This is a genomic window from Streptomyces sp. 1114.5 (genome assembly GCF_003635085.1).
GTDB lineage: Bacteria > Actinomycetota > Actinomycetes > Streptomycetales > Streptomycetaceae > Kitasatospora.
Map to the genome: position 1 here is coordinate 1,774,715 of NZ_RBXE01000001.1, position 22,221 is coordinate 1,796,935.

The 22,221-nt window shown below is 73.4% G+C and carries 21 protein-coding genes and 2 tRNA genes; 13 read left to right on the forward strand and 10 right to left on the reverse strand.

All coding sequences use genetic code 11. The features are described 5' to 3' along the window. Window positions 1–77: 77 nt before the first annotated feature. Entirely contained in the window at window positions 78–758 is a 681-nt protein-coding gene (locus BX285_RS07700; protein WP_121174777.1) for a DUF461 domain-containing protein, read from the reverse strand. A gap of 428 nt (window positions 759–1,186) precedes the next feature. On the opposite strand from BX285_RS07700, the gene BX285_RS07710 reads away from it, so the two are divergent. The 7 genes from BX285_RS07710 to BX285_RS07740 all read left to right on the forward strand — a co-directional run bounded on the left by BX285_RS07710 (window position 1,187) and on the right by BX285_RS07740 (window position 8,238). Then, window positions 1,187–1,669: a CarD family transcriptional regulator gene (locus BX285_RS07710; protein WP_014136563.1), complete on the forward strand. Its 483-nt coding sequence runs from the start codon at window positions 1,187–1,189 to the stop codon at window positions 1,667–1,669. Between the two features lie 324 nt (window positions 1,670–1,993). Next, the gene (gene ispD, locus BX285_RS07715; protein ID WP_259470684.1) at window positions 1,994–2,749 is read left to right on the forward strand and encodes a 2-C-methyl-D-erythritol 4-phosphate cytidylyltransferase; all 756 of its coding nucleotides are present in this window, start codon (window positions 1,994–1,996) and stop codon (window positions 2,747–2,749) included. Beyond that, window positions 2,739–3,230 (forward strand): 2-C-methyl-D-erythritol 2,4-cyclodiphosphate synthase, encoded by a 492-nt coding sequence (gene ispF / locus BX285_RS07720; protein ID WP_121174779.1) that lies wholly within the window; start codon window positions 2,739–2,741, stop codon window positions 3,228–3,230. The genes ispD and ispF overlap by 11 nt, the downstream gene beginning before the upstream one ends. A 147-nt stretch (window positions 3,231–3,377) precedes the next feature. Next, window positions 3,378–3,773, forward strand: a complete 396-nt coding sequence (locus BX285_RS07725; RefSeq protein ID WP_097237327.1) for a PPOX class F420-dependent oxidoreductase — start codon at window positions 3,378–3,380, stop codon at window positions 3,771–3,773. A gap of 96 nt (window positions 3,774–3,869) precedes the next feature. Then, window positions 3,870–5,264 carry a cysteine--tRNA ligase gene (gene cysS, locus BX285_RS07730; protein WP_097237328.1) on the forward strand — a complete coding sequence of 465 codons (1,395 nt, stop codon included), beginning with the start codon at window positions 3,870–3,872 and terminating at the stop codon, window positions 5,262–5,264. A gap of 137 nt (window positions 5,265–5,401) precedes the next feature. Then, window positions 5,402–6,394, forward strand: coding sequence for a 23S rRNA (guanosine(2251)-2'-O)-methyltransferase RlmB (gene rlmB / locus BX285_RS07735; protein ID WP_097237329.1), 993 nt, complete (start codon window positions 5,402–5,404; stop codon window positions 6,392–6,394). Window positions 6,395–6,561: 167 nt separating this feature from the next. Beyond that, window positions 6,562–8,238, forward strand: coding sequence for a DoxX family membrane protein (locus BX285_RS07740; RefSeq protein WP_183107024.1), 1,677 nt, complete (start codon window positions 6,562–6,564; stop codon window positions 8,236–8,238). Between the two features lie 130 nt (window positions 8,239–8,368). Here BX285_RS07740 and BX285_RS07745 read toward each other — a convergent pair whose 3' ends face one another. From BX285_RS07745 to BX285_RS07755, 3 genes are all read right to left on the reverse strand, one after another. Next, a complete protein-coding gene (locus BX285_RS07745; RefSeq protein WP_121174780.1) occupies window positions 8,369–9,208 on the reverse strand; it encodes a nucleotidyltransferase family protein in 840 nt (279 codons plus the stop codon). Between the two features lie 41 nt (window positions 9,209–9,249). Beyond that, window positions 9,250–9,693: a hypothetical protein gene (locus BX285_RS07750; protein WP_097237331.1), complete on the reverse strand. Its 444-nt coding sequence runs from the start codon at window positions 9,691–9,693 to the stop codon at window positions 9,250–9,252. A 221-nt stretch (window positions 9,694–9,914) separates the two neighbouring features. Next, the gene (locus BX285_RS07755) at window positions 9,915–11,006 is read right to left on the reverse strand and encodes an ABC transporter ATP-binding protein (RefSeq protein ID WP_097237332.1); all 1,092 of its coding nucleotides are present in this window, start codon (window positions 11,004–11,006) and stop codon (window positions 9,915–9,917) included. 282 nt (window positions 11,007–11,288) lie between these two features. On the opposite strand from BX285_RS07755, the gene BX285_RS07760 reads away from it, so the two are divergent. From BX285_RS07760 to BX285_RS37175, 3 genes are all read left to right on the forward strand, one after another. Beyond that, window positions 11,289–11,362, forward strand: a tRNA-Thr gene (locus BX285_RS07760). 1,078 nt (window positions 11,363–12,440) lie between these two features. Then, a complete protein-coding gene (locus tag BX285_RS07765) occupies window positions 12,441–12,797 on the forward strand; it encodes a restriction endonuclease (RefSeq protein ID WP_259470459.1) in 357 nt (118 codons plus the stop codon). A 96-nt stretch (window positions 12,798–12,893) separates the two neighbouring features. After that, a tRNA-Thr gene (locus tag BX285_RS37175) sits at window positions 12,894–12,968 on the forward strand. 110 nt (window positions 12,969–13,078) lie between these two features. Here the strand turns inward: BX285_RS37175 and BX285_RS07770 are convergent. From BX285_RS07770 to BX285_RS07795, 6 genes are all read right to left on the reverse strand, one after another. After that, window positions 13,079–14,017, reverse strand: a complete 939-nt coding sequence (locus tag BX285_RS07770; RefSeq protein ID WP_121174782.1) for a nuclease-related domain-containing protein — start codon at window positions 14,015–14,017, stop codon at window positions 13,079–13,081. Between the two features lie 94 nt (window positions 14,018–14,111). Continuing rightward, window positions 14,112–15,317: a HAMP domain-containing sensor histidine kinase gene (locus BX285_RS07775; protein ID WP_121174783.1), complete on the reverse strand. Its 1,206-nt coding sequence runs from the start codon at window positions 15,315–15,317 to the stop codon at window positions 14,112–14,114. Next, window positions 15,314–16,126 carry a response regulator transcription factor gene (locus BX285_RS07780; protein ID WP_121174784.1) on the reverse strand — a complete coding sequence of 271 codons (813 nt, stop codon included), beginning with the start codon at window positions 16,124–16,126 and terminating at the stop codon, window positions 15,314–15,316. The genes BX285_RS07775 and BX285_RS07780 overlap by 4 nt, the downstream gene beginning before the upstream one ends. Then, window positions 16,123–16,998 (reverse strand): hypothetical protein, encoded by an 876-nt coding sequence (locus BX285_RS07785; RefSeq protein ID WP_147465125.1) that lies wholly within the window; start codon window positions 16,996–16,998, stop codon window positions 16,123–16,125. Before BX285_RS07785 ends, BX285_RS07780 begins: the two co-directional genes overlap by 4 nt. Before the next feature lie 200 nt (window positions 16,999–17,198). Beyond that, on the reverse strand, window positions 17,199–17,840 hold the full coding sequence (locus BX285_RS07790) for a class F sortase (RefSeq protein ID WP_259470460.1): 642 nt from the start codon (window positions 17,838–17,840) through the stop codon (window positions 17,199–17,201). 274 nt (window positions 17,841–18,114) lie between these two features. Beyond that, entirely contained in the window at window positions 18,115–18,555 is a 441-nt protein-coding gene (locus BX285_RS07795) for a Tat pathway signal sequence domain protein (protein WP_143685773.1), read from the reverse strand. Between the two features lie 414 nt (window positions 18,556–18,969). Between BX285_RS07795 and BX285_RS38185 the strand changes: the two genes are divergently transcribed. The 3 genes from BX285_RS38185 to BX285_RS07805 all read left to right on the forward strand — a co-directional run bounded on the left by BX285_RS38185 (window position 18,970) and on the right by BX285_RS07805 (window position 21,890). After that, the gene (locus BX285_RS38185) at window positions 18,970–19,101 is read left to right on the forward strand and encodes a hypothetical protein (protein ID WP_257032546.1); all 132 of its coding nucleotides are present in this window, start codon (window positions 18,970–18,972) and stop codon (window positions 19,099–19,101) included. 69 nt (window positions 19,102–19,170) lie between these two features. Next, complete coding sequence (locus BX285_RS07800) at window positions 19,171–21,003, forward strand: ABC transporter ATP-binding protein (protein ID WP_257032547.1); 1,833 nt, start codon at window positions 19,171–19,173, stop codon at window positions 21,001–21,003. Then, window positions 21,003–21,890, forward strand: a complete 888-nt coding sequence (locus BX285_RS07805; RefSeq protein WP_121174786.1) for a serine/threonine-protein kinase — start codon at window positions 21,003–21,005, stop codon at window positions 21,888–21,890. Before BX285_RS07800 ends, BX285_RS07805 begins: the two co-directional genes overlap by 1 nt. The last annotated feature ends 331 nt before the right edge of the window (window positions 21,891–22,221 follow it).

Sequence of the window (22,221 nt, forward strand, 5' to 3'; positions counted from 1 at the left end):
CCCCCGCCGGCAGTCGCCGGTCGGGGGCCTTCGCGTCGCTCCCGGCGGGCCGTGGCGGGCCCACCGGGAGCGGGGTGTCAGTGCGCGGCCGGGACGGCCGGGGTGGTGGCGCCGGCCGGGACGGCGGCACCGGTGGTCGGGGCGCCCGGGGTGGCCGGCGCGGTGGTGGCGCCGGGCGTCGGGGCGCCCGCACTGGGGGAGGCGGTCTTGCCGGGCGTGGCGCTCGCCGAGGGGGTCGGCCCGAAGCCCTTGTAGAGGCCGCGGCCGGCCTCGCCCGCGTCCGGGCTCACGCCGGCCTGGGCGTCGACCTTCTGGCCGTCCTTGAAGGTGAAGGTCGTGGGGGCGAAGCCGCCGACGTGGACGCTGGCGGAGGAGACGCTGGCGGAGGGGTTGCCAGGGCCGCCGATCGCCACGGCGCCGCCGGCCGGGATGACGATGCCGGACAGCGGGCCGCCCGCGGCGTCGGTGAAGGTCGCGGGGCTGGAGCCGATGGCGATGGACTGCAGCTCGGCCGGGGTGGTCGCAGTGTTCGAGATGTTGACGACCACGTTGGCGGGGCCGGTGTAGTCGCCCGTGGCGCTCTCTCCGGTGACGACCACGATGTTGTTCAGCCGCAGGTTCGTCCCGAGCGTCGCCGCAGCGTTGTCGGGCTTGATCTGCAGGGTGTCCGGAGTGTTGCCGGCCGCGCAGGACGACAGCGAGGCGATGGCGATGGCGGCGATGGCGGCGATGCTGCCGCGTCGAAGGCTGCGGCTCACGGCGGCGGCTTCTCCCTAGGTCACGTGTCGGTAGGTCAGGTCTCAGATTATCGACCTCGTTTATGCGCTCCTCACGGGGTGGTCCCCGTGTCGCACTCCTGAGGGCCGCCGGGGGCCGTCCGGCCGTACGTCCGGCATGTCCCGGTCACAGCCCGGACAAGCTTCGACCAAGATCGAATAACGATTCGGCCGCGACCCGAAAAAGGGTGAAAGCTCAAGATCCAATCATGGTTGCCGGGGTGTTGCGCAAGGGTTTCGCCGAACCCCGGAACCGCCTCCGACCTGCGGGAAGCCCCTCTCGAACACCGGTCGCAGCACGTCATGGGGGTCCTTGTCAAGCCCCGAGACCGGCCCTGACCTGCGAAAACGCCCTTCGGGTGCGCCGAGAAGCGTGTTATTCTGGAAAGCCACGGAAGGGGTCCTGTCACATGACGTTCAAGGTTGGCGACACGGTGGTCTACCCCCATCACGGGGCCGCGCTGATCGAGGCCATCGAAACTCGCCAGATCAAAGGTGTGGACAAGACCTACCTGGTGCTCAAGGTGCAGCAGGGAGACCTGACGCTCCGCGTGCCCGCCGAGAACGCGGAGTTCGTCGGCGTGCGCGATGTAGTCGGCCAGGAGGGTCTGGACCGGGTCTTCGAGGTGCTGCGCGCACCGTACACGGAAGAGCCGACCAACTGGTCCCGTCGCTACAAGGCGAACCTGGAGAAGCTCGCCTCGGGCGACGTTATCAAGGTCGCCGAGGTCGTGCGCGACCTCTGGCGTCGCGAGCGCGAGCGCGGCCTCTCGGCCGGCGAGAAGCGGATGCTCGCGAAGGCGCGCCAGATCCTCGTCAGCGAGCTCGCGCTGGCGGAGAACACCAACGAGGACAAGGCGGAGACGCTGCTCGACGAGGTCCTCGCCTCGTAGCGCACGCGCCACCACAGTGCAGTCGGGCTTTCGCCCAACGCTCACAGCGCCCGGTGCCGGCGCGCCACTGCTCGGACGAACCGTCCGAGGGTGGTGCAGTGGCACTCCGGGCGCTGAGGCGTGTCCGGACGACGCCCCCGCCCTGAGCCGGTCCAGGCTTGCAAGACCGTTTCTGCGCCGCGTGCACCGCACTTCTCGCCCATGGTGCGGAGTGCGGATGCTGCGGAGCTGTGCGGCAGGCAGCGGACCGTGGTTCTTCGGAAGGGGCCCGGTGCGCCCGCCGGGCACGCCATGGCCATACCCACTTCGCCGAAGGAGTGAAACCTGAACGCGTCAGCAGCAGTCGCAGCAGCAGTGGTGCCCGCCGCCGGACGGGGCGAGCGGCTGGGGCCGGGAGCCCCGAAGGCCCTGCGGGAACTGGGCGGTGTGCCGCTCCTGGTGCACGCCGTCCGGGCGCTGGCCCGCAGCCGGGCGGTCGGCCTGGTCGTGGTCGCCGCGCCCGCCGACGGGGTGGCCGAGGTGGTCGCCCTGCTGGACAGCCACGGGCTGGACGACAAGGACATCCGAGTGGTGGCCGGCGGCGCGACCCGCCAGGAGTCGGTCCGGCTGGGCCTGGCCGCGATCCCGGAGGGCGTGGAGATCGTCCTGGTGCACGACGCGGCCCGTCCGCTGGTCCCGGTCGAGGTGGTGGACGCCGTCGCGGCTGCCGTCCGGGCCGGGGCGCCTGCGGTGGTGCCCGCGGTGCCGCTGGCCGACACCGTGAAGCGGGTCGAGCCGAACCCGGGCCACCCCGAGCCGGTGCTGGACACGCCCGAGCGCTCCACCCTGCGCGCGGTGCAGACCCCGCAGGGCTTCGACCGCGCCACCCTGGTCGAGGTGCACGCCAAGGCGCTGGCCGAGGAGAGCGCCGGCGCCGCCGACGCGCCGCCGGTCACCGACGACGCCGGCCTGGTCGAGCGCTACGGCGGCCGGGTCGTCGTGGTGCCCGGCCACGAGGAGGCGTTCAAGGTGACCCGCCCGCTGGACCTCGTGCTCGCCGAGGCCGTACTCGCCCGCCGGAGGGCCGCCGATGCCTACTGACCCGTTGATCCCCCGCGTCGGGATCGGCACCGACGTGCACGCCTTCGAGGCCGGCCGCCCGCTGTGGGTGGCCGGGCTGGAGTGGCCGGACGCCGAGGTCGGGCTGTCCGGGCACTCGGACGCCGACGTCGCCGCGCACGCCGCCTGTGACGCGCTGTTCTCGGCCGCCGGGATCGGCGACCTGGGCGCCCACTTCGGCACCGACCGCCCGGAGTGGGCCGGTGCCTCCGGGGTGAAGCTGCTCGGCGAGGCGGCCCGGCTGGTCCGCGCGGCGGGCTTCGAGATCGGCAACGTCGCGGTCCAGGTGATCGGTGTCCGGCCGAAGATCGGCAAGCGCCGCGCCGAGGCGCAGGCCGCGCTGTCGGAGGCGGTCGGCGCCCCGGTCTCCGTCTCCGGCACCACCACCGACGGGCTGGGCCTGACCGGCCGGGCCGAGGGTCTGGCCGCGATCGCCACCGCCCTGGTGTACGACCGGCGTTGAGCGGGCAGCCTCGGCGCGCCGGAATTATCCGCACCTGACGGGTGTTCAACCGGGCCTGCCGGAAGTCGAGTCGATAGGGTTCGGGGCGGGCCACGGGTGGGCAGCCGGCCTCCGCGGTCCGCACCGACGACGAGATGAGGATTTCCCATGAGTGCCCAACTCTCCGACCGTGCCAAGGCGTTGATCGACGGCAAGAGCTTTGCCGTGGTCTCCACGATCCAGCCCGACGGCAGCCCCCAGTCCTCGGTGGTCTGGGTCAAGCGGGACGGCGACGACATCCTGTTCTCCACCGTCGAGGGCCGCCGCAAGCACCTCAACCTGGTCCGGGACCCGCGGGTGTCGATCCTGGTCAACCCGGCCGACAGCCCGTACGAGTACTTCGAGGCGCGCGGCGAAGTGACGCTCACCACCGAGGGCGGCCGGGAGCTGATCGACGAGCTGGCCGGCAAGTACCGCGGCGAGGACAAGTACACCTGGGACGGTCCGGACGACGTCCGGGTGGTCGTGCGACTCAGCCCGCGCAAGGTGGTCGGCAGCATCTGATCTCCCCGCCCGCGAACCGGCGTTCCCCGGGGCCGCACCGGCGTCGTCCCGGGGAATGTGGCGGGGCACCCCCCGCCGCCCACTACGCTTGACGCTGTGAGCATTCGTCTGTACGACACCAGCACCCGCCAGGTACGCGACTTCGTCCCGCTTGTACCGGGTTGTGTCTCGATCTACCTGTGCGGCGCTACCGTCCAGTCGGCGCCACACATCGGGCACATCCGGTCCGGCCTCAACTTCGACATCATGCAGCGGTGGTTCGCCTACCGCGGCTACCAGGTGACCTTCGCCCGGAACGTCACCGACATCGACGACAAGGTGATCGCCAAGGAGCGCGAGCTCGGCACCCCGTGGTGGCAGATCGCCTACGAGAACGAGCGCGCCTTCAACGACGGTTACGCCGCGCTCGGCTGCCTGCCGCCGACCGTCGAGCCGCGGGCCACCGGGCACATCCCCGAGATGATCGAGATGATGCGGGGCCTGATCGAGAAGGGCCACGCCTACGCGGTCGACGGCAACGTCTACTTCGACGTGAAGTCGTACCCCGACTACCTCGCGCTCTCCAACCAGAAGCTGGCCGACCTGCGCCAGCCCGAGGGCGAGGGCGAGACCGGCAAGCGCGACCAGCGCGACTTCGCGATGTGGAAGGCCGCCAAGCCGGGCGAGCCGAGCTGGGACACCCCGTGGGGCCGCGGCCGCCCGGGCTGGCACCTGGAGTGCTCGGCGATGGCCCACAAGTACCTGGGCACGGCCTTCGACATCCACGGCGGCGGGCTCGACCTGATCTTCCCGCACCACGAGAACGAGATCGCCCAGTCCAAGGCGTACGGCGACGACTTCGCCAACTTCTGGGCGCACAACGCGTGGGTCACCATGGCCGGCGAGAAGATGAGCAAGTCGCTCGGTAACTCGGTGCTGGTCTCCGAGATGGTCCAGCGGTGGCGGCCGATCGTGCTCCGCTACTACCTGGGCTCCCCGCACTACCGGTCGATGATCGAGTACAGCGAGGAGTCGCTGCGCGAGGCCGAGGCCGGTTTCGGCCGGATCGAGGGCTTCGTCCAGCGCGCCGTCGAGCGCTGCGGCATGGTCGACGCGGCGCCCGAGGTGCCGCCGGCCTTCGCCGAGGCGATGGACGACGACTTCGGCGTCCCGCAGGCGCTGGCCGTCGTGCACACCGCCGTCCGCCAGGGCAACAGCGCCCTGAACGCGGACGACAAGGAGAGCGTGGTGGCGCGACTGGCCGAGGTCCGTGCGATGCTCGGAGTGCTGGGCCTCGACCCGCTCGACCCGCACTGGGCCGGGACGGAGCGTGGCGAGGACCTCCACGGTGTGGTCGATTCGCTGGTCCGCCTGGTCCTGGACCAGCGGCAGGCGGCGCGCGAGCGCAAGGACTTCGCCACTGCGGATGCCATCCGCGACCAGCTCGGCCTGGCCGGGCTGGCGATCGAGGACACCCCGTCCGGCCCGCGCTGGACGATCAACAGCCAGTAACCCCATCCGACGATCGGGGTGATGGGTGGGCCGTACCGGACCGGTGCGGCCCTCCCGCATGACGTAGCGCATGCCGTCGGCCGCCGCCGGAGAGAGCGGGGCGGCCGGGGCATGCCGGACAGACAGGAAGTACAGCCATGGCCGGCAACAGCCAGCGCAGGAACCGCCGCAACCCCGGATCGAAGAAGGGCGCGTCAGTCGGTACCGGCGGCCACAGCCGGAAGGCGCTCCAGGGCAAGGGCCCGACCCCTCGCGGCGAGGAGCGCAAGGGCCACCCGAAGCAGCGGGCCGCCAACGCCGCGCTCAAGCGCGAGCGGGACGCCAAGGCCCGGGCCGGCATGCGCCGGGCCGGCGGCGGTGGTCGGGGCGGCCGCGGCGGCGCGGGCAGCGCCGAGCTCGTCTTCGGCCGCAACTCGGTGGTCGAGGCCCTGCAGGGCGACGTCCCGGCCACCGCGCTGTACGTCCAGCAGTTCATCGACACCGACGACCGCGTGCGCGATGCCTTCCAGGCCGCCAACGACCGCGGCATCCCGCTGATGGAGGCCCCGCGCCCGCAGCTGGACCAGATGACCGGTGGCCTCAACCACCAGGGGCTTGTGCTCCAGGTGCCGCCGTACGAGTACGCGCACCCCGACGACCTGCTGGCGGACGCCGCCGACGCCGGCCAGGACGCGCTGATCATCGCGCTGGACGGGGTCACCGACTCGCGCAACCTGGGCGCCGTGGTCCGCTCCGCCGCCGCCTTCGGCGCGCACGGCGTGGTCATCCCCGAGCGCCGCGCGGCCGGCATGACCGCCGGCGCCTGGAAGACCTCCTCCGGCGCCGCGGCCCGGCTGCCCGTCGCCCGGGCCACCAACCTCACCCGCACCCTGGAGGCCTACCAGAAGGCCGGCCTGATGGTGGTCGGCCTGGCCGCCGACGGCGAGGCCGAGCTGGGCGACCTGGAGCTGCTGACCGGCCCGGTCGTGATCGTCGCGGGCAGCGAGGGCAAGGGCCTGTCCCGGCTGGTCTCGGAGACCTGCGACATGCGGGTGCGGATCCCGATGTCCGGTCTGACCGAGTCGCTGAACGCCGGTGTCGCGGCGGGCATCGTCCTGTACGAGGCCGCCCGGCTGCGCGCCAAGCGCTGAGCACATCCCGGGTGCCGGGCGGAGGTGTTCTTCCGAATTCTCCGCAATCCGGGTGAAAGCGATCGGGCCCGATCGGGCCCGATCGCTTTTTTCATGATCACTTCAAGTGTGCGCCGGACATCCACCCGGGAGAGTGTCCTAAGCGGCCGTCACCCGGTTAGACGGGCGTGGACACCAGAACACCTCGGCGCCCCCTGTTCGGCGGCGGCAGCACCGGGATAGACGCGGGCCCCGGCCTCGACACCGTGAAGGTGGAGTCGGACCCCGCGCGGCTCAGCAGCACTCAGGCGAGCTTCCGGCTCCGGCTCGGCTCCCCGGTGGCGCCGCTGATCGAGGCACCGGCCGGACTGATGTCCACCGGCGCCGCGTTCGGCGACCCGTACGCCAACCAGGGCCTGATCCGCCGTCCGCTGGTCACCCCGCAGGTCGTCGTGCCTGCCTCCGCCGTCCCCGCGCTGGCCGGGGCCGGGGCCGGCGGCGCCGGTGGTGGACCGCGCCGCAAGGGCCGGGTCACCGCCGTCACCTGGACCGGGCAGGCGCCCCCCGGGGACCTCGCGGCCACCCGGCTGCTGGAGGCCGTCCAGCGGGGCGGCACCCCGGCGGGCGGCATCGGCCTGGTCGAGGCGGACACCCAGGTGCTGCCGTCCCTCGCCGGCGCCCGGACCGTCCCGCGCCAGCCCCGCGCGGGCAGCGGCACCGCCACCGACGCGGGCGTCGGCCCGGTCGGCGAGCCGCACGGCTGGACCCCGAGCGGCGAACTGCCCGAGGTCTCCGCCACCGACGCCGACGGCAGGCAGCCCTGGTACCCCGGCCGCCGGGTCGACCTCGGCCTCGTCCTGCTGCCGCTGCGCGCCGTCCTGGGCTCGCTCTCCGTCTACGCCGGGTTCAGCAAGCTCTGCGACCCGGTGTACTTCGACGGCGGCGAACGCGGCTCGATGATGCGCTGGCTCTCCTCGCTGCACCCCTGGAAGGTCGCCGAGCCGCTGCTGGCCTTCGCCATGGCCCACCCGGTCGGCGCCGGCCTGGCGGTCTCCTTCACCGAAATCGTCGTCGGCGTGCTCACCATCCTGGGCCTCTGGCAGCGGCTCGCCGCCGGCGCGGCGATGCTGCTCTCCGCCGCGCTGCTGTTCACCGTCAGCTGGCGGGCCGTCCCGGTCTACGACACCCCCGACCTGATCTTCCTCGCGGCCTGGAGCCCGCTCCTGATCGCCGGGGCGCCGTTCGCCTCACTGGACGGCCGGCTCAACCTGGAGGCCTGGCGCCGGATCGGCGCGGACGCCCCCGGAGCGCTGCGTCGCCGGGTGCTGCGGCGCGGCACGGTGGTCACCACGGTCGTCGTCGGCCTGACCCTGCTGCTCGGCTCGATGCTCGGCGCCGCCGTCCGCAGCGGCGCCCGGGCCCACCAGGCACCGAACCGTCCGGCCACCGACTACGGCACCCCGGTGTGGCCGGCCGGCGGCCCGTCCGGCGCCCCCGGGGGCAAGGGCTCGTCCACCACGCCCTCGCCCGCCACCCCGCGCCCGGCCACCCCGACGCCGAGCACCGCACCCACCACCGCCCCGGCGGCCAAGTCCGCCACCCCGACGCCCAGCGGCAAGGCGCACTCCGGCAAGCCGGACGCCGGCGCGGGCACCTCCCCGGCCCCGCCCGCCCCGGCCGGCGGCGCCGGCGGCTCCGCGCCCGCGCCGCGCAGCACCCCCGGCCCCGGCGGCTCGGGCTCGGCCCCCAAGCCCAGCCCGAGCAGCGGCTCGGGGCTGCTCGGCGGGGTGCTGGGCAGCGCGCCGCTGGCCGACCTGTCCGGCGGTGGCCGGGCCGCCCACCCGGGGGCGCCCACCGCGACCTGAGGGGGCCGGAGACGTCGATCGGCCGGGTGCTCCGTGGGGGAGCACCCGGCCGATCGGCGTGCCGGCGGGCCGGTACGTCGGCGGTCCGGTCGCCGGTTCAGTCGGTGTTCCGCGGGCGCGTTCGCGGGCGCTACTGCGGGGCGCGGCCCGTGAAGGCCGCGAGCTCCTTGGCCGCCTCGGTGAGGTCCTTGGCGGTGTCGATCGCCCGCCAGTACACGCCCTGCGGCAGCTGGTAGCCCGCCAGCCGCTTGCCGCGGGCGAGTTGGGGGAAGGTGGTGCGCTCGTGGTCGCCCACGTCCGGCAGCAGCTCGGCGAACTCCGGGCTGAACACGTACAGGCCGGCGTTGATCAGGAAGGGCGAGGGCGGCGCCTCGATGAAGTCCAGCACGTTGCCGAACTGGTCGGTCTCCACGGCGCCCCACGGGATCCGCGGCCGGGCCAGCGCGAGCGTCGCGACGGCGTCCCGCTCGTGGTGGAAGGCGGCCATGTCGCGCAGACTGAAGCGGGTCCAGATGTCGCCGTTGGTCGCGTACCAGGGCTCGTCCGGGCGGGGCAACGCCTTCGCCGCGTACTTGAGCCCGCCGCCGCGCCCCAGCGGCTCCGCCTCGACCACCGTGCGCACCCGCAGCGGCAGATCCGCCCTGTCCAGCCACTCCTCCAGCACGTCGGCGAGGTGCCCGCAGGAGATCACGACGTCGGTGACGCCCTCGGAGGCGAGCCAGGCCAGCTGGTGGCCGAGGATCGGCGTGCCCGTCCCGGGGATCTCCACCAGCGGCTTCGGGCGGTCGTCCGTGTAGGGGCGCAGCCGGGAGCCCTGGCCGCCGGCCAGGATGACGGCCTGGGTGATGACGGGCGTCGAACTCGGCCGGGGCGGGTGCGGTGCCTGCGGCGCCTGGGACGCCTGCGGCGCTTGGGGCTGCGGGGAGTTGGGGGACGCGGGGTCGGCGGTGGGGCCGGAGTCAGCGGTCATGCCTGAACAATAGGACGCCGACCCCGGCTACGCGGGGGGCGTCAGCCCACCACGCCCGCGGCGAACGACCCGTCGCAGACCGGGCGGGCGAAGGAGCGGGCCCGCTGGACGTCGCCCTGGTACTTGCGCACCGCCGCCTTGCCCAACTCGCTGGCCAGCGAGGTGCAGTACGGCGTCAGCGAGGGCTGCTCGCGCATCGAGCGCTCCAGCAGGTCCAGCGCGGCGGACGGGTTCTTCGCGCGCAGCTCGTCCAGCAGGGCCACCCGCAGCGACTCCTGCGGGGCGAGACCGTCCGGGGCCTTGGCCGCGGGGTTGGAGCGTCCGATCCCGGCGCCGTCGCCGCTGGACGCTGCCACGACCTGCTGGTCGAGCCCGGTCGGTGGGGCCCACGGGACCCGGGTCACGGCGAGGGTGCCGGTGGTCACCAGGACGACCGGCAGGGTCAGGGCGAAGGTCTGGCCGATACGGCGCACAAGCTGCTTCACCCTCAGGAGAGTAGCGGTGGGTGCGGGCTGGATCGCCCTCCGTTACACCATCGAGTGACGCGGTGTCCGGGTTCGTCCCTGCACCGTGTTGACGTCGGGGTGTACGGACGGAGCCCGTCGGACCCGGAGGGGTCCGACGGGCTCCGTCGTGGGTCGTCCGCGGCCGTCCGCGGCCGTCCGCAGTCGTGCGGACTGCCGCGCCGGCCGTCAGCCGTCAGCCGTCAGCTGCTCAGGCGGGCACCGGTGCTGGAGGAGAACACGTGGGTCTCGTCGGCGATCGGCACGACGTGGATCGTCTCGCCGCGGGCCGGGATCTGACGGCCGGGCACGCGGACGACCAGGTCGCGGTCCTCGCCGCCGATCTGCGTGGTGCCGTACACGAAGCCGTCCGAGCCGAGCTCCTCGACCACGTTCACGGTCACCGCGACGCCCTCGATGCCGCCGGACGGGACGATCTGGAAGTGCTCGGGGCGCACACCGACGGTCACCGACTTGTCGGTGCCGGCGCCGGCCAGATCCTCGCGCGAGATGTTGACGACCGAGCCGCCGAACTTCACCCCGCCGTCCACCAGCGGCACCTCGATCAGGTTCATCGCGGGCGAGCCGATGAAGCCGGCCACGAAGAGGTTGGCGGGCTTGTCGTACATGTTGCGCGGGGTGTCGACCTGCTGCAGCAGACCGTCCTTGAGCACCGCGACCCGGTCGCCCATGGTGAGCGCCTCGGTCTGGTCGTGGGTGACGTACACCGTGGTGATGCCCAGGCGGCGCTGCAGGCCGGCGATCTGGGTGCGGGTCGAGACGCGGAGCTTGGCGTCCAGGTTCGACAGCGGCTCGTCCATCAGGAAGACCTGCGGCTGCCGGACGATCGCGCGGCCCATCGCGACGCGCTGGCGCTGACCGCCGGAGAGCGCCTTCGGCTTGCGGTCCAGGTACTCGGTGAGGTCGAGGATCTTCGCCGCCTCCTCGACCTTGGTGCGGATCTCCGCCTTGTTCACGCCGGCGATCTTGAGCGCGAAGCCCATGTTCTCGGCGACGGTCATGTGCGGGTACAGCGCGTAGTTCTGGAACACCATCGCGATGTCCCGGTCCTTCGGCGGCAGGTGGGTGACGTCCCGGTCACCGATCCGGATCGCGCCGGTGTTGACGTCCTCCAGACCCGCCAGCATGCGCAGGCTGGTCGACTTGCCGCAGCCCGAGGGGCCGACCAGCACGAGGAACTCGCCGTCCGCGATCTCCAGGTCCAGGGCGTCCACCGAGGGCTTGGTGGCCCCGGGGTAGATGCGCGTCGCCTGGTCGTACGTGACAGAAGCCATGGTTGGTGCTCTCCTTCACCGGCAGGAACGTGCCGGACGATCCGAGTAAAGGGTGTCTGTTCTGCTCCGCCAGCCCGTCAGTGGTCTGAACCACTGCACAGCCCGACTCCCGGCGACGCTACCTGCGCATCCGCCGCTTGTCAGCCCCCCGCCGACCCGATTTCGGCATCGGTTCCATCACGCCCACCCACCCCACCAACCCCCGGATATCCCACCACCCCACCACCCAGGCCCGGTAGACTGCCCCCGGTGCCGCCGTGATCCGTCGCGGACGGCCACCGTGCCTCCTTAGCTCAGCTGGCCAGAGCACCGCTCTTGTAAAGCGGGGGTCGTCGGTTCGAACCCGACAGGGGGCTCAGCGGCGGAAGCGCCAGAAGGGCCAGCTCACCGGGGCGATCCCGGCCGGGCTGGCCCTTTGTCGTTGGGTTGGTCGAAGCATTGCTAACCCCGGCGCGTGCCACATGCGTGCCAGATGCGGCTGAGAGGTCCGGCTGCGTGGCGCGCGTAAAACGTCTCGGTGCGAAGCGGTGGCAGCTGCGTGGAGCCGAAGGAGCGCTGTGAGCGGGAGGAGTGGACTGGGCAGACCACCTCATCGAACTCAAGGTTCGCCCGGATCTCATCCGGAACAGGTCCGCACCTGTGGTCGTCGCACATGCAGACCAGGCTATTGGCCACCACCCAAACCCAGTCGTCCACCGGCAGGGCGTCGGGGACAGCCGAGGACATGATGGGTCCGGTTCGGTTCGACATGGATGCAGCTCCTTCGAATCGGCCAGGCCGCGTCCGTTCGCACTGGGCGCGGCCCCGGTGTTCGTTCAGTCCGACATCGTCTGCCGGGTCCAGCGAGTGACGCTGGCACGCGAGATGCCTGTGAGTTCCTCGATACGTCGGTAAGGCACGCCGGCTGTGACGGCTTCCAGGACCAGCGGCCGGAGCGTGGAGTCCAGGTCTGCGAGTTCAGAGGCCAGCTCGATCCGCCGCTTACCTGCGCCCGAGAGTTGCCGCACGGCTCGGGCACGGAGGTCTTCCGGGGTCACTTCTGCGGCCGCAGGCGCAGGGCCGCGCGCTGGCGCGCTGTGCGCGCCCTTGAGCCCGAGTCATGGCCGCAGGCCGGCCGGCATCGCATGTAGCTTCACCCCGCCCTGGCCCGGCTCGAACACGGCTGGCCCCCTCCACAACGGGCCGACGCTTAGGGGTGTGGGCATCGACCGACGCAGGGCATTCGCAGTCTATCGCCGTGCCCCGACCGTGCCCCAAGAGGCGGGCGCGAGCGGTCAACAGCGGGAGTTGGCGGTCCTGCCGACCAGGCTCAAACGAGGCCCGGATGGTTGATGACTGCACGTCAGAGTGCGTGTTAGCCACGGCGGATGGCGAGATTCCCAAGCTCAGCCTCCGCTGAGAGAGCTTGACCTCGGTCGTTGAATCGTTGGTCGGTTGGATCTCGGCAGTGGTCTGGCCGGTACCAAATTGGTCGTTTTGGGACAGGCGAAGTGCATCAAGCCGGACAGCCTGGTGTCAGCTGAGCAGATCGCCCGCGTTGTGGCCAGGCTCAGGCGCGGGTGGATCGGTGTGTACGTCACTACCGGTTCCTACTCGGAGCCGGCGCAGTTGGAGATGGTCGAAGACCAGTACCCAGTGGTGCTGATCAATGGGCAGGATCTGATCAAGGAACTCTACGAAATAGCGGGCAAGGATCACGGCGGCGACCTCATGGCATGCGTCGACGCTCTGTTGCGCAGTCGCTCACTCGAAGTGTTCAACCGTAGGCCCGAAGAGATCCTTCTCGACTGAGCTGTCGCATGCCACAGGCGTGCCAGAACGGGCGGTACGTGGCGGTCAGTTGCGGGTGCCAGCGGTGCGATGACAGGGAACCGGCGGGCCAGGAGAGCCGCAGGTCACGCAGGGTGCCGGACCGTCGCTCTTGTAGAGCGGGGGTCGTCGGTTCGAACCCGACAGGGGGCTCAGTGGACGGAGGGCCGATTCGCCGGGGTGATGCCGGGCGGGTCGGCCCTTCGGCGTTGTCGGGGGGGCCGAGTTGGGCCGGGTTGGGACGTGTCGGGGGGCGGGGTGGGTCAGCGGGGCTTGCGGTTGCGGCGGTCCGACTGGGCCCAGACGTAGCGGTGGCGGGCGACGGTGAAGACCTGGTCCACCCGGTTCGGGGGGAGCGCCGGCGGGTGGGTGGGCAGGACGTCGGCGATCCGTTCGGCGTCGACGACCGTCACCGGCGGGGTGGCGCCGAGGGTGATCCGCCGGGCGCCGACGACGGCGATGACGGGGTGGACCGGCACCTCGAAGCCGCACCACTCGGTGAGCAGCCGGGCGGTGCGGCTCGCCTCGAACTCGGAGTTCTCCACGTACGGGTAGCCGTTGCGGTTGACCTTCACGACCTTGTCGCCGACCCAGACGGTGGCGCCCGGGTGGTGCTTGGAGTTGACCGTGAAGACGCCCGGCGGGCCGATCACCAGGTGGTCGATGTCGGACCCGGACGGCAGCGGCACCCCGTGCAGGACCTTCCAGCCGGCGGCCCTCAGCGGCTCCAGCCGGGCCCCGACGAAGCGCTCGCCCTCCAGGCCGCGGAGCGTGCTCGAATCGCCGAGGCGTTGACGGGAGAGCCGGGCAGCGAGGCGGACGAGCCGCCCGTACCGTTCCTCGCCCTCGCGCACCAGGCTCTCCAGCCCGGCGCCGGGCCGGTTCCGCGCGAGGTCGTCCTCCGCGCACAGCGGGGGGAGGAACGGGATCCTCGGCGGGACGGGCCGGTGCTGCTCTCCCCGGCTGGCTCCCCGGCCCGCCCCTCGCCGCCGGACGGTGCGGGGTGGGACGTGACGGCCGGAGGTCCGGCACCACGCCTCGACCCTGGCCAGCGCCGGCGCCTCGAACTCCGGGACGTCGACCGTCACGACGCCCGTCCTGCAGTCCAGCCAGGCCACCGAATCCCCGCGGACACCGGCCTTGTTGACGTACAGCCGTTCCTTCCCCGGCACCTGCCAAGGCTTGACCACCAGTTCCGTCATGAGCCCCCCTCCGGCATGCCCTCCCCGGCGTGGTGAGCATGCCCACGCACCGATCGGCGGGAACGCCGGGGACGGGTCGGGGACGGGTCGGGGATCAGTCCGGGGGGAGGGTGAGGGTGGCGGTGGCGCCGCCGGTGGGGTGGTTGGTGAAGGTGAGGGTGGCGCCGATGACGCGGGCGTGGCCGGTGGCGATGGTGAGGCCGAGGCCGTGGCCGCGGCCGCGTTCGGGGGCGTTGGTGCGGAAGCGCTGGGGGCCGTGCCGGAGGAGGTCGTCGGGGTAGCCGGGGCCGTGGTCGCGGACGGTGATGCGGCGGCCGTCGACGTGGAGGTGGACCGGGGCGGCGCCGTGGCGGTGGGCGTTGAGGAGCAGGTTGCCGAGGATGCGGTCCAGCCGGCGCAGGTCGGTGCGGACCCGGAGGTCGGCGGCGACCTCGACGGTGACGTCCAGTCCGGTGAGGGAGACGGTCCGGCGTACGGCGCGTTCCAGCGGGATGGCGGAGAGGTCGGGGGCCTCGGCGTCCGCGTCCAGGCGGGAGACCTCCAACAGGTCCTCGACCAGGCCGCGCAGGGCCTGGACCCGGTTGCGGACGAGTTCGGTGGGGCGGCCGGGCGGCAGGAGCTCGGCGGCGGTGACCAGGCCGGTCAGCGGGGTGCGCAGTTCGTGGGCGACGTCCGCGGTGAAGCGCTGTTCGTCGGCCAGCCGGCGGTGCAGGGTGCGGGACATCTGGTCGACGGCGGCGGCGAGGTCGGCGACCTCGTCCTTGCCGTCGACGAGCTCGCCGATCCGGGTGTCCGTCCCGCCGGCGGCGATGTCCCGGGCGGCGACGGCCGCGGTGCGCAGGCGGCGGCTGATCCGGTCGGCGACGAGCACGCCGGCCAGCACGGTGGTGAAGACCGCGGCGACGACGGTGAGCAGGATGATCCGGTCGAGGTCGGCGATGGCCTGCCGGTCCTGGGCGAAGTCCACCCGGACGGAGAGCACCCCGTGCTCCACCGGGCCGGCCGCCCACAGGGACTCGCCCCTGCCGTCGGTCGCGAGCAGCGAGCCCTGCCGGCCGCCGGAGGCGAGGGCGCGCAGCTGCTCGGGCAGGGCCGGGTCGTCCAGGGTGGCGCCCCGGCCGGTCGGATCGTCACCGCGGGCGTAGCCGGCCAGGGAGGAGTCCAGGGCGGAGAGAGCCGTGGCACGGGCCTGGTCGACGTGCTGACGGATCATCGCCTGGTGGACCAGCAGGCCGACGGCCACCGCGACCAGGACGGAGATGGCTGCGACGGCGGTGGCGATCTGGCGGCGCAGGGTCATGCCGGGCGCCGCAGCTTGTAGCCGAAACCGCGGACGGTCTCGATCCGGCCGGAGCCGATCTTGGCGCGCAGCCGCTGCACGTGGACGTCCACGACCCGGGTGTCGGCGCCCCACTCGTAGTCCCAGACCCGTTCGAGCAGGGTGGAACGTTCCAGCACGATGCCGGGCGCAGCGGTGAACTCCAGCAGCAGCCGCAGTTCGGTGGGGGTGAGCGGGACGAGGCGGCCGTCCACCCGGACCTCCATGCTCTCGGTGTCGACCTGCAGGCCGTCGAAGCTGCGGAGGGTGGGGGAGGACGGGGGGATCGGCGGGGTCGCCGGGGCCGACTGGATCGACGGGGTCTCCGAGCCGGACGGCACGGGCTCGGCGGCGTCGGCGGGCGGGGGCTCGGGGGTGACGGTCGCGGGCGCGACGGGGATGCGGCGCAGCACGGTACGGATCCGGGCGACCAGTACGGCGCTCTCGAAGGGCTTGACGACGTAGTCGTCCGCGCCCGCCTCCAGCCCGGAGACCACGTCCACCGGGTCGGTGCGCGCCGACATCATCAGGATCGGCAGCTGGCTCTCCTCGCGGATCCGGCGGCACAGGCCGACCCCGTCGAGCAGCGGCAGCATCACGTCCAGCAGGAGCAGGTCGGGCCGTACGGCGTGGAAGGCCTCCAGCCCCTCCAGCCCGTCGGCGGCCGTGCTGACCGGGAAGCCGTAGCGTTCCAGGGCCATCCGGGTGGCCTCGCGGATCACCTCGTCGTCCTCGACCAGCAGGATGTGCGGGTGGGCGGGGGTGGCGGCGGGGTGCGGTGCGGGGGTCATCGCTTCGGCTCCGGGGTCACGGTGGGGGCGGAGGGCCGGCTGGTCGGCTCGGGTGCGCGCGGGGACGGGACGGCTCCCCCGGGGGCCGGTCGCGGGCCGACGACGTCGGGGCCGGACGGCGTGGCCGCGGGCTTGGGGGTGGCGGTGGGCGTCTGGAGGGAGTCCGGGCCGGTGGGGCCGGTGGGCGGCAGGACACCCAAACCCTCGTCCTTCCGCTCCAGCAGGACGAGCCGGACCCCGTCCCAGCGGTAGTGGCTGGTGGTCCGGACGTAGACGCCGGTCGACTCGTACAGCACCAGGTCGGAGCCGATGGTCGCGGCGTTGAAGGTCCGTTGGACCTGCACCGACAGGATGGGCACGACGCGGTCCTCGACGAGCGTGTAGACGTGCAGGAACACCGGCCCCGGGGTGGTGACGGTGGTGATCAGCTCGGGTCGGCCGTCCCCGGTGAGGTCGCGGAACTCCGGGGCGCGGATCTCGGGGGCGCGGGCGTCGGACCCGGTGGAGGTGCCGAGCGTCCTGCGCTCCTCCGGGGTCAGCGCCGGGTCCTTGGTGAGGAGGGCGCGGACGTCGACCGCGGTCAGGTCGCGCCCGGGGACGGTCAGGTCCGGGACGGGCTCCGGCGGCGCCTGGGTGGCGCCGGCGGAGCCGGAGCCGGGCGGGGTGGGCGACGGCGAGGGGGCCAGGTCCGGCCAGAGCGGCCGGGGGACGGGCGGCGGCGTGACGGGATGGGCCGGGCCGTGGTCCCGCAGGCCGCCGGGGGTGGCCCGGCCGAAGGCCAGGGCGGCGAGGGCGAGGAGGACGACCAGGCCGGCCAGGGCCGCCACGGGGACGGCGCCGGGCCGGCGACGGGGTGCGGGTGGTGCTGCCACGGTCGGTGCTCGTCCTCCTGGTCTGCGGTGCCTGTGGCGGTGCCGGTGTCGGTGCCTGTGCCGGTGTCGGTACCGGTGTCGGTACCGGTGTTGCTGCCGGTACCGGTGCTGGTGGCGCCCGGTGGATCGTCCCGTGGCCGTCCTGCTGGTAGGTCGCCCGGGCGGCTGGTGGTGGTTCCCGGGGCGGGCTTGAGGCCGGCTCAGGCCAGGTCCGCCAGGACGATGATGTTGTCCGTCCAGTGGCCGTCCGAGCCGATCCGCCCGCCGCAGGTGATCAGCCGCAGCGCGGGCGCGGGCGTGTCGCCGTAGACCTGCTCGGTGGGGAAGTCGTTCTTGGCGGCCTGGAGCAGGGTGCGGACCTTGAAGTCCACGGTGCTGCCGTCCGCGCGCCGCACCTGGATCAGCGCACCGGGCTGCAGCTTCGGCAGCTGCCGGAAGACGGCCGGGCCGTGCACGGTGTCGAGGTGCCCGATGAGGACGGCGGGCCCGGTCTCGCCCGGGGCGGGGCCGTTGCGGTACCAGCCGACCTCCTCGCCCCGGTCGGCCGGCGGCACCTGGACCGTCCCGTCTGCGTTCAGGCCGAGGCCGGTCACCGGGGCGTCCACCCCGGCGGCGGGGACGAGCAGGCGGGTCGGCGGGGAGGGGGCGTACGGCTTCGGGGCGGTGGCGGGGGTGGTTCCAGTGGTACCAGCAGTTCCGGTGCTTCCGGTGCTTCCGGTAGTACCGCTGGCGCCGGTCGTGGGCGCAGACGGCGGGGTGTCCGCGCCGGTGCCGTGCCCCGAGGACTCGATCCGCACCACCGGGGCCTCCCGGCCGGACAGTGCCAGCGAGGTGCCGAGCACCAGGCAGAGCAGGCCCGCCGTGCCGAAGGCCGTACGGCGCAGGACGCTCGGGCCGGGCTTGGCGGCGCGGCGCCGTCCGCGACCGCCTCCGTGCCCGCGACCGCCTCCGCGACCGCCTCCGTGCCCGCGACCGCCCCCGCCCCCGCGGGCCCGTTCGGCGCGGGTGCTGCCGCGGCTTCCGGTCCCCGCCGTCGGGGCGGCCCCGGCGCCGTTCCCCGGACTGGCCGGGTGCGGGGGAACGGCGCCGGGGTGCCCGGCGGACTCGGGACCGGTGTCAGCCGCGCGCACCGGAGCGGCGGCGCAGGACGGCGAAGCCCAGCGCCCCGGCGCCGACGGCCGCGACGGCGCCGCCGCCCGCGAGCATCAGGCCGGAGCCGTCGGCGGCACCGGAGCCGTCACCGGCCTGCGCGGCGCCCTTCGGCACCTCGCGGACCTGCGGCTGGGCACCCTTGGGCGCCAGCGGAGACGGTGTGGCGGTGGCCACCGGGGACACGGGGGCGGCCTCCCGGGCCTTCGGGGTGGCCGTCGGAGTGGCGACCCCCGCGGTGCCCGCGGCCGGGGAGGCAGCGGCTCCCGGGGCGGTCGCGACGGGCTTCGGAGCGCCGTCGGCCCACGCCTGTCCGCCGGTGACGGCGGCCAGTAGCGCGGCCCCGGTCAGGGCGCAGGCCGCCAGGACGCGGCGGGCGGGGGAGCGGTCGGTACGGCTCCTGCTCATGGTGTTCTCCATTCGGATCGGTATCCAGGTCGGTCTTCATGTGTTCGGATCGCGTCACGCCGGGCGGCGTCGCGGACCGCGTCGTGCGGGACTCCGCAGGACGCGGGTCGCCGGACGCAGGTCGCGGGACACGGAACGCGGCGTGGTCGCTGACGTCCGTCGTCGGCGCCGAACGCGGACGTCCTCGTCGCGGACGCCCTCCGGCCGTACGGCCCGGGGCGTCGACAGTGACGGTAGGAGAGCCGTGTCGCGGCCCTCGGCCGGTCGTGTCACGGCCGCCCATCGGCTGTGTAACGACCGGCCGCCCGTAACAACCCGCCGCCCGTAACACCTCCCCCACCCGGTGAGCACCCCCGCCGCCCGCTGCGTACCCATGGGTGGGGGAAAGACCGAACCAACAGAGAGGTGGTAGTGATGAGCATCCTCGCCAACCTGCTGCCGGCGATGCGGCACCCGCGCAAGCGGGCCGGTTCCGGCACGAAGACCAGTCATTCGAAGACGAACGACCGCCGTCGTCGCCGCCGTGGAAGCAACTCGCGGCACTGACGGCGTCGCCGTCCTGTCCGGGCCGGGCCGTCACTGGCCCGGCCAGGTTCCGGGGTCTGGACTCGTACCGTGTGGTCGCTGCGGCGGCTGATGGCCGTCGACGGGAGTGACGGCGACGGCCGCGTGGATCAGGTCGTCGAGCCGGCCCCGGCCGTCCCGCTGCGGCGGGTGTTCGGGCGGTTCTGGCCCTACACCCGCGGGGGTCGGCGCTGGCTGGTCCTGCTGCTGGGGTTCGTTCTGCTCGGGCCGGTGGTCGACGCGGCCGCGATCTGGCTGTTCAAGGTCGTCGTCGACGACGTGCTGGTGCCGCGCAACCTCGGGCTGTTCCTGCCGGTCGCGCTCGGCTACGCCGGGCTGACGCTGATGGCAGGGGGCCTGCGCTTCGCCGATGAGACGACCTCGGCCTGGGTCAGCGAGCGCTTCCTGCTCGCCCTGCGCACGGACGTGTTCCGTCATCTGCAGGGGCTCTCCCTGGGCTTCTTCGAGCGGCGGCGGCTCGGCGACGTCCTGTCGCGGCTGACGTCGGACGTGGAGGCGGTCGAGACCTTCCTCCTCTCGGGCGTCCTGGACGCGGTCGCGTACGTCGCCGAGCTGGCCGTCTTCCTGGGGGTGCTGTTCTACCTGCGCTGGGACCTCGCCGCGGTGGCCCTGGTGGTGGCGCCGGTGTTCTGGCTCACGGCGCGGCGCTTCTCGACGCTGGTGAAGGCGGCGTCGCGGGAGCGGCGGCGGCGCACCGGTTCGGTGAGCGCGCTCGCCGAGGAGACGCTGGGCAACATCGCGCTGGTGCAGGCGTACAACCGGCAGGGCTGGGAGCAGGAACGCTTCCGTCGGGAGAGCCTGGCACGGTTCCGGGCGACCATGGCGGCGACCCGGCTGCGGGCGCTGTTCGCGCCGATCGTGGAGCTGCTGGAGCTGGTCGGCGCGCTGATCGTGCTCGGCCTGGGCGCCTGGGAGTTGGTCCACAACCGGCTGACCCTCGGCGAACTCCTCGTCTTCGTCGCCCTGTTGAGCCGGCTGTACGGCCCGATCCGGGGGATCTCGCGGCTCAGCAACGGCTTCTACTCCGCCTCGGCCTCCGCCGAGCGGATCATCGAACTGCTCGACCAGCGGCCGCAGGTGGCCGATCCGCCGGTCCCGCTGCGCCCTGGCCGGACGCACGGCGCGGTGGCCTTCGACGGGGTGTGGTTCCGCTACCCGGACACGACCCGGGTGGCGCTGTTCGACGTGTCCTTCCGGGCCGAGCCCGGCGAGACGGTCGCCCTGGTGGGGGAGAGCGGGGCGGGCAAGTCGACGGTCGCCAGGCTGCTGCTGCGCTTCTACGACCCGGAGCGCGGGGCCGTCCGGCTGGACGGCATCGACCTGCGCGAACTGGCCCTGGCCGACCTGCGCGAACACATCGCGGTGCTGCTGCAGGACACCCTGGTGATCCACGGCACCGTCCGGGAGAACATCGCCTACGGGCGGCCGGGCGCGAGCGACGCGCAGATCCTCGCCGCCGCCAAGGCCGCCGACGCGCACGAGTTCGTCAGCCGGCTCCCGGAGGGCTACGACACGCTGGTCGGCCGGCACGGCGGCCTGCTGTCCGGCGGGCAGCGGCAGCGGATCGCGATCGCCCGCGCGATGGTCCGGGACGCGCCCGTGCTGCTGCTGGACGAGCCGACCACGGGGCTGGACGTGGAGTCCGGGCAGCGGATCCTGGAGCCGCTGGGGCGGCTGATGAGCGGCCGTACGACGATCATCATCTCGCACAACCTGCTCACCGTACGGAACGCGGACCGGATCGTGCTGCTCCACGAAGGCCGCGTCGTCGCCCGCGGCACCCACCGGGAACTGCTGGCCCGCGACGACGGCTACGCCCGGCTCGACCGGCTGCACCGGTCGCCGCTCCGGGAGGTGGCCTGATGGGGCGTGCTCCGCGAGGCGGCCCGACGAGTCCCCGGCCGCCGTTCTCCGCCGGGGAGTCCATCGCCCCCGGCTACCCGGTCCTGACCCACCTGTGCCGCACCGGCTGGCTGGACGTCTACGACTGCTGGAGCGAAGAACGGGACTGCCGCTGCGTGGTCAAGGTGGTCCGGCCCGACCGCCGCCGCGAACGCCGACTGCGCGAACGCCTGCTCCGCGAGGGCCGCTGGCTGACCGAGTTCACCCATCCCCACCTGGTCCGCGGCTACGGCACCGGCGAACGCCCGCAGCCGTACGCGGTGCAGGAGACCCTCACCGGCGAGACCCTCGCCCACCTGCTCGACACCGGGCCGCGCCGCCCGGCCGCCACCGACCTGGCCCTGCTCGGACTGCACGTCTGCTCGGCGACGCACTACCTGCACGGGCAGGGCCTGCTCCACCTCGACCTCAAGCCCTCCAATATCGTGATCGACTGCCGCCACGCCAAGGTGCTCGACCTCAGCATCGCCCGCCCCCCGGGCCCGGGCACCCCCGGCATCGGCACCGACGGCTACCTCGCCCCGGAACAGGCCTCCGGCGGCCTCCTCACGTCGGCCACCGACGTCTGGGGCATCGGCATCACCCTCTACGAGGCGGCCACCGGCGAACTTCCCTTCGGTGACGTTCCCTCCGGCGACGAGCCGGTGAGCCCGGCTCCTCCGATCGCTCCGGCCCCGCCGGTGTCCCGCAGCCGCCGCCTCCCCCGCTCGCTCGCCGCCGCCATCGACGCCTGCCTGCGCCTCGCCCCGGAGGAGCGCCCGACGCTGCCCGAACTGGCGGAAGCTCTCGACCGGTTGCTCCCGCAGGGCCGCCGCGCGGTGCCGGCGCCGGAGGACGGCGAGGGCTGAACTCCCCACGGCCGGGCGGCTCGCCGACCGATTTGGCGTGGACACGCTACATATGTTCGGATCACCCTGGCAACTGGCGGTCGGAGTCGTAGTGTTGGCCGTACCGGCGGTACGGCACCGCCGCTGGGAGGGAGGTCCGGACAGCTGACCGACACCCCTCGGACGGCTTCGGGGCGCACCCCCGGCCCGCCGGTGCGATCGACCGCGCACCGCGCCCGGCCGGCCCCGGAGCGCAACCGGCTGCCCCACCCGCGCACGCAGGCCTCCGCGGCGGGCGGGGCGGCCGACCCGGTCGTACGGTGGAGGGGCGGGGGTTCCGGAGGAGGTCGAC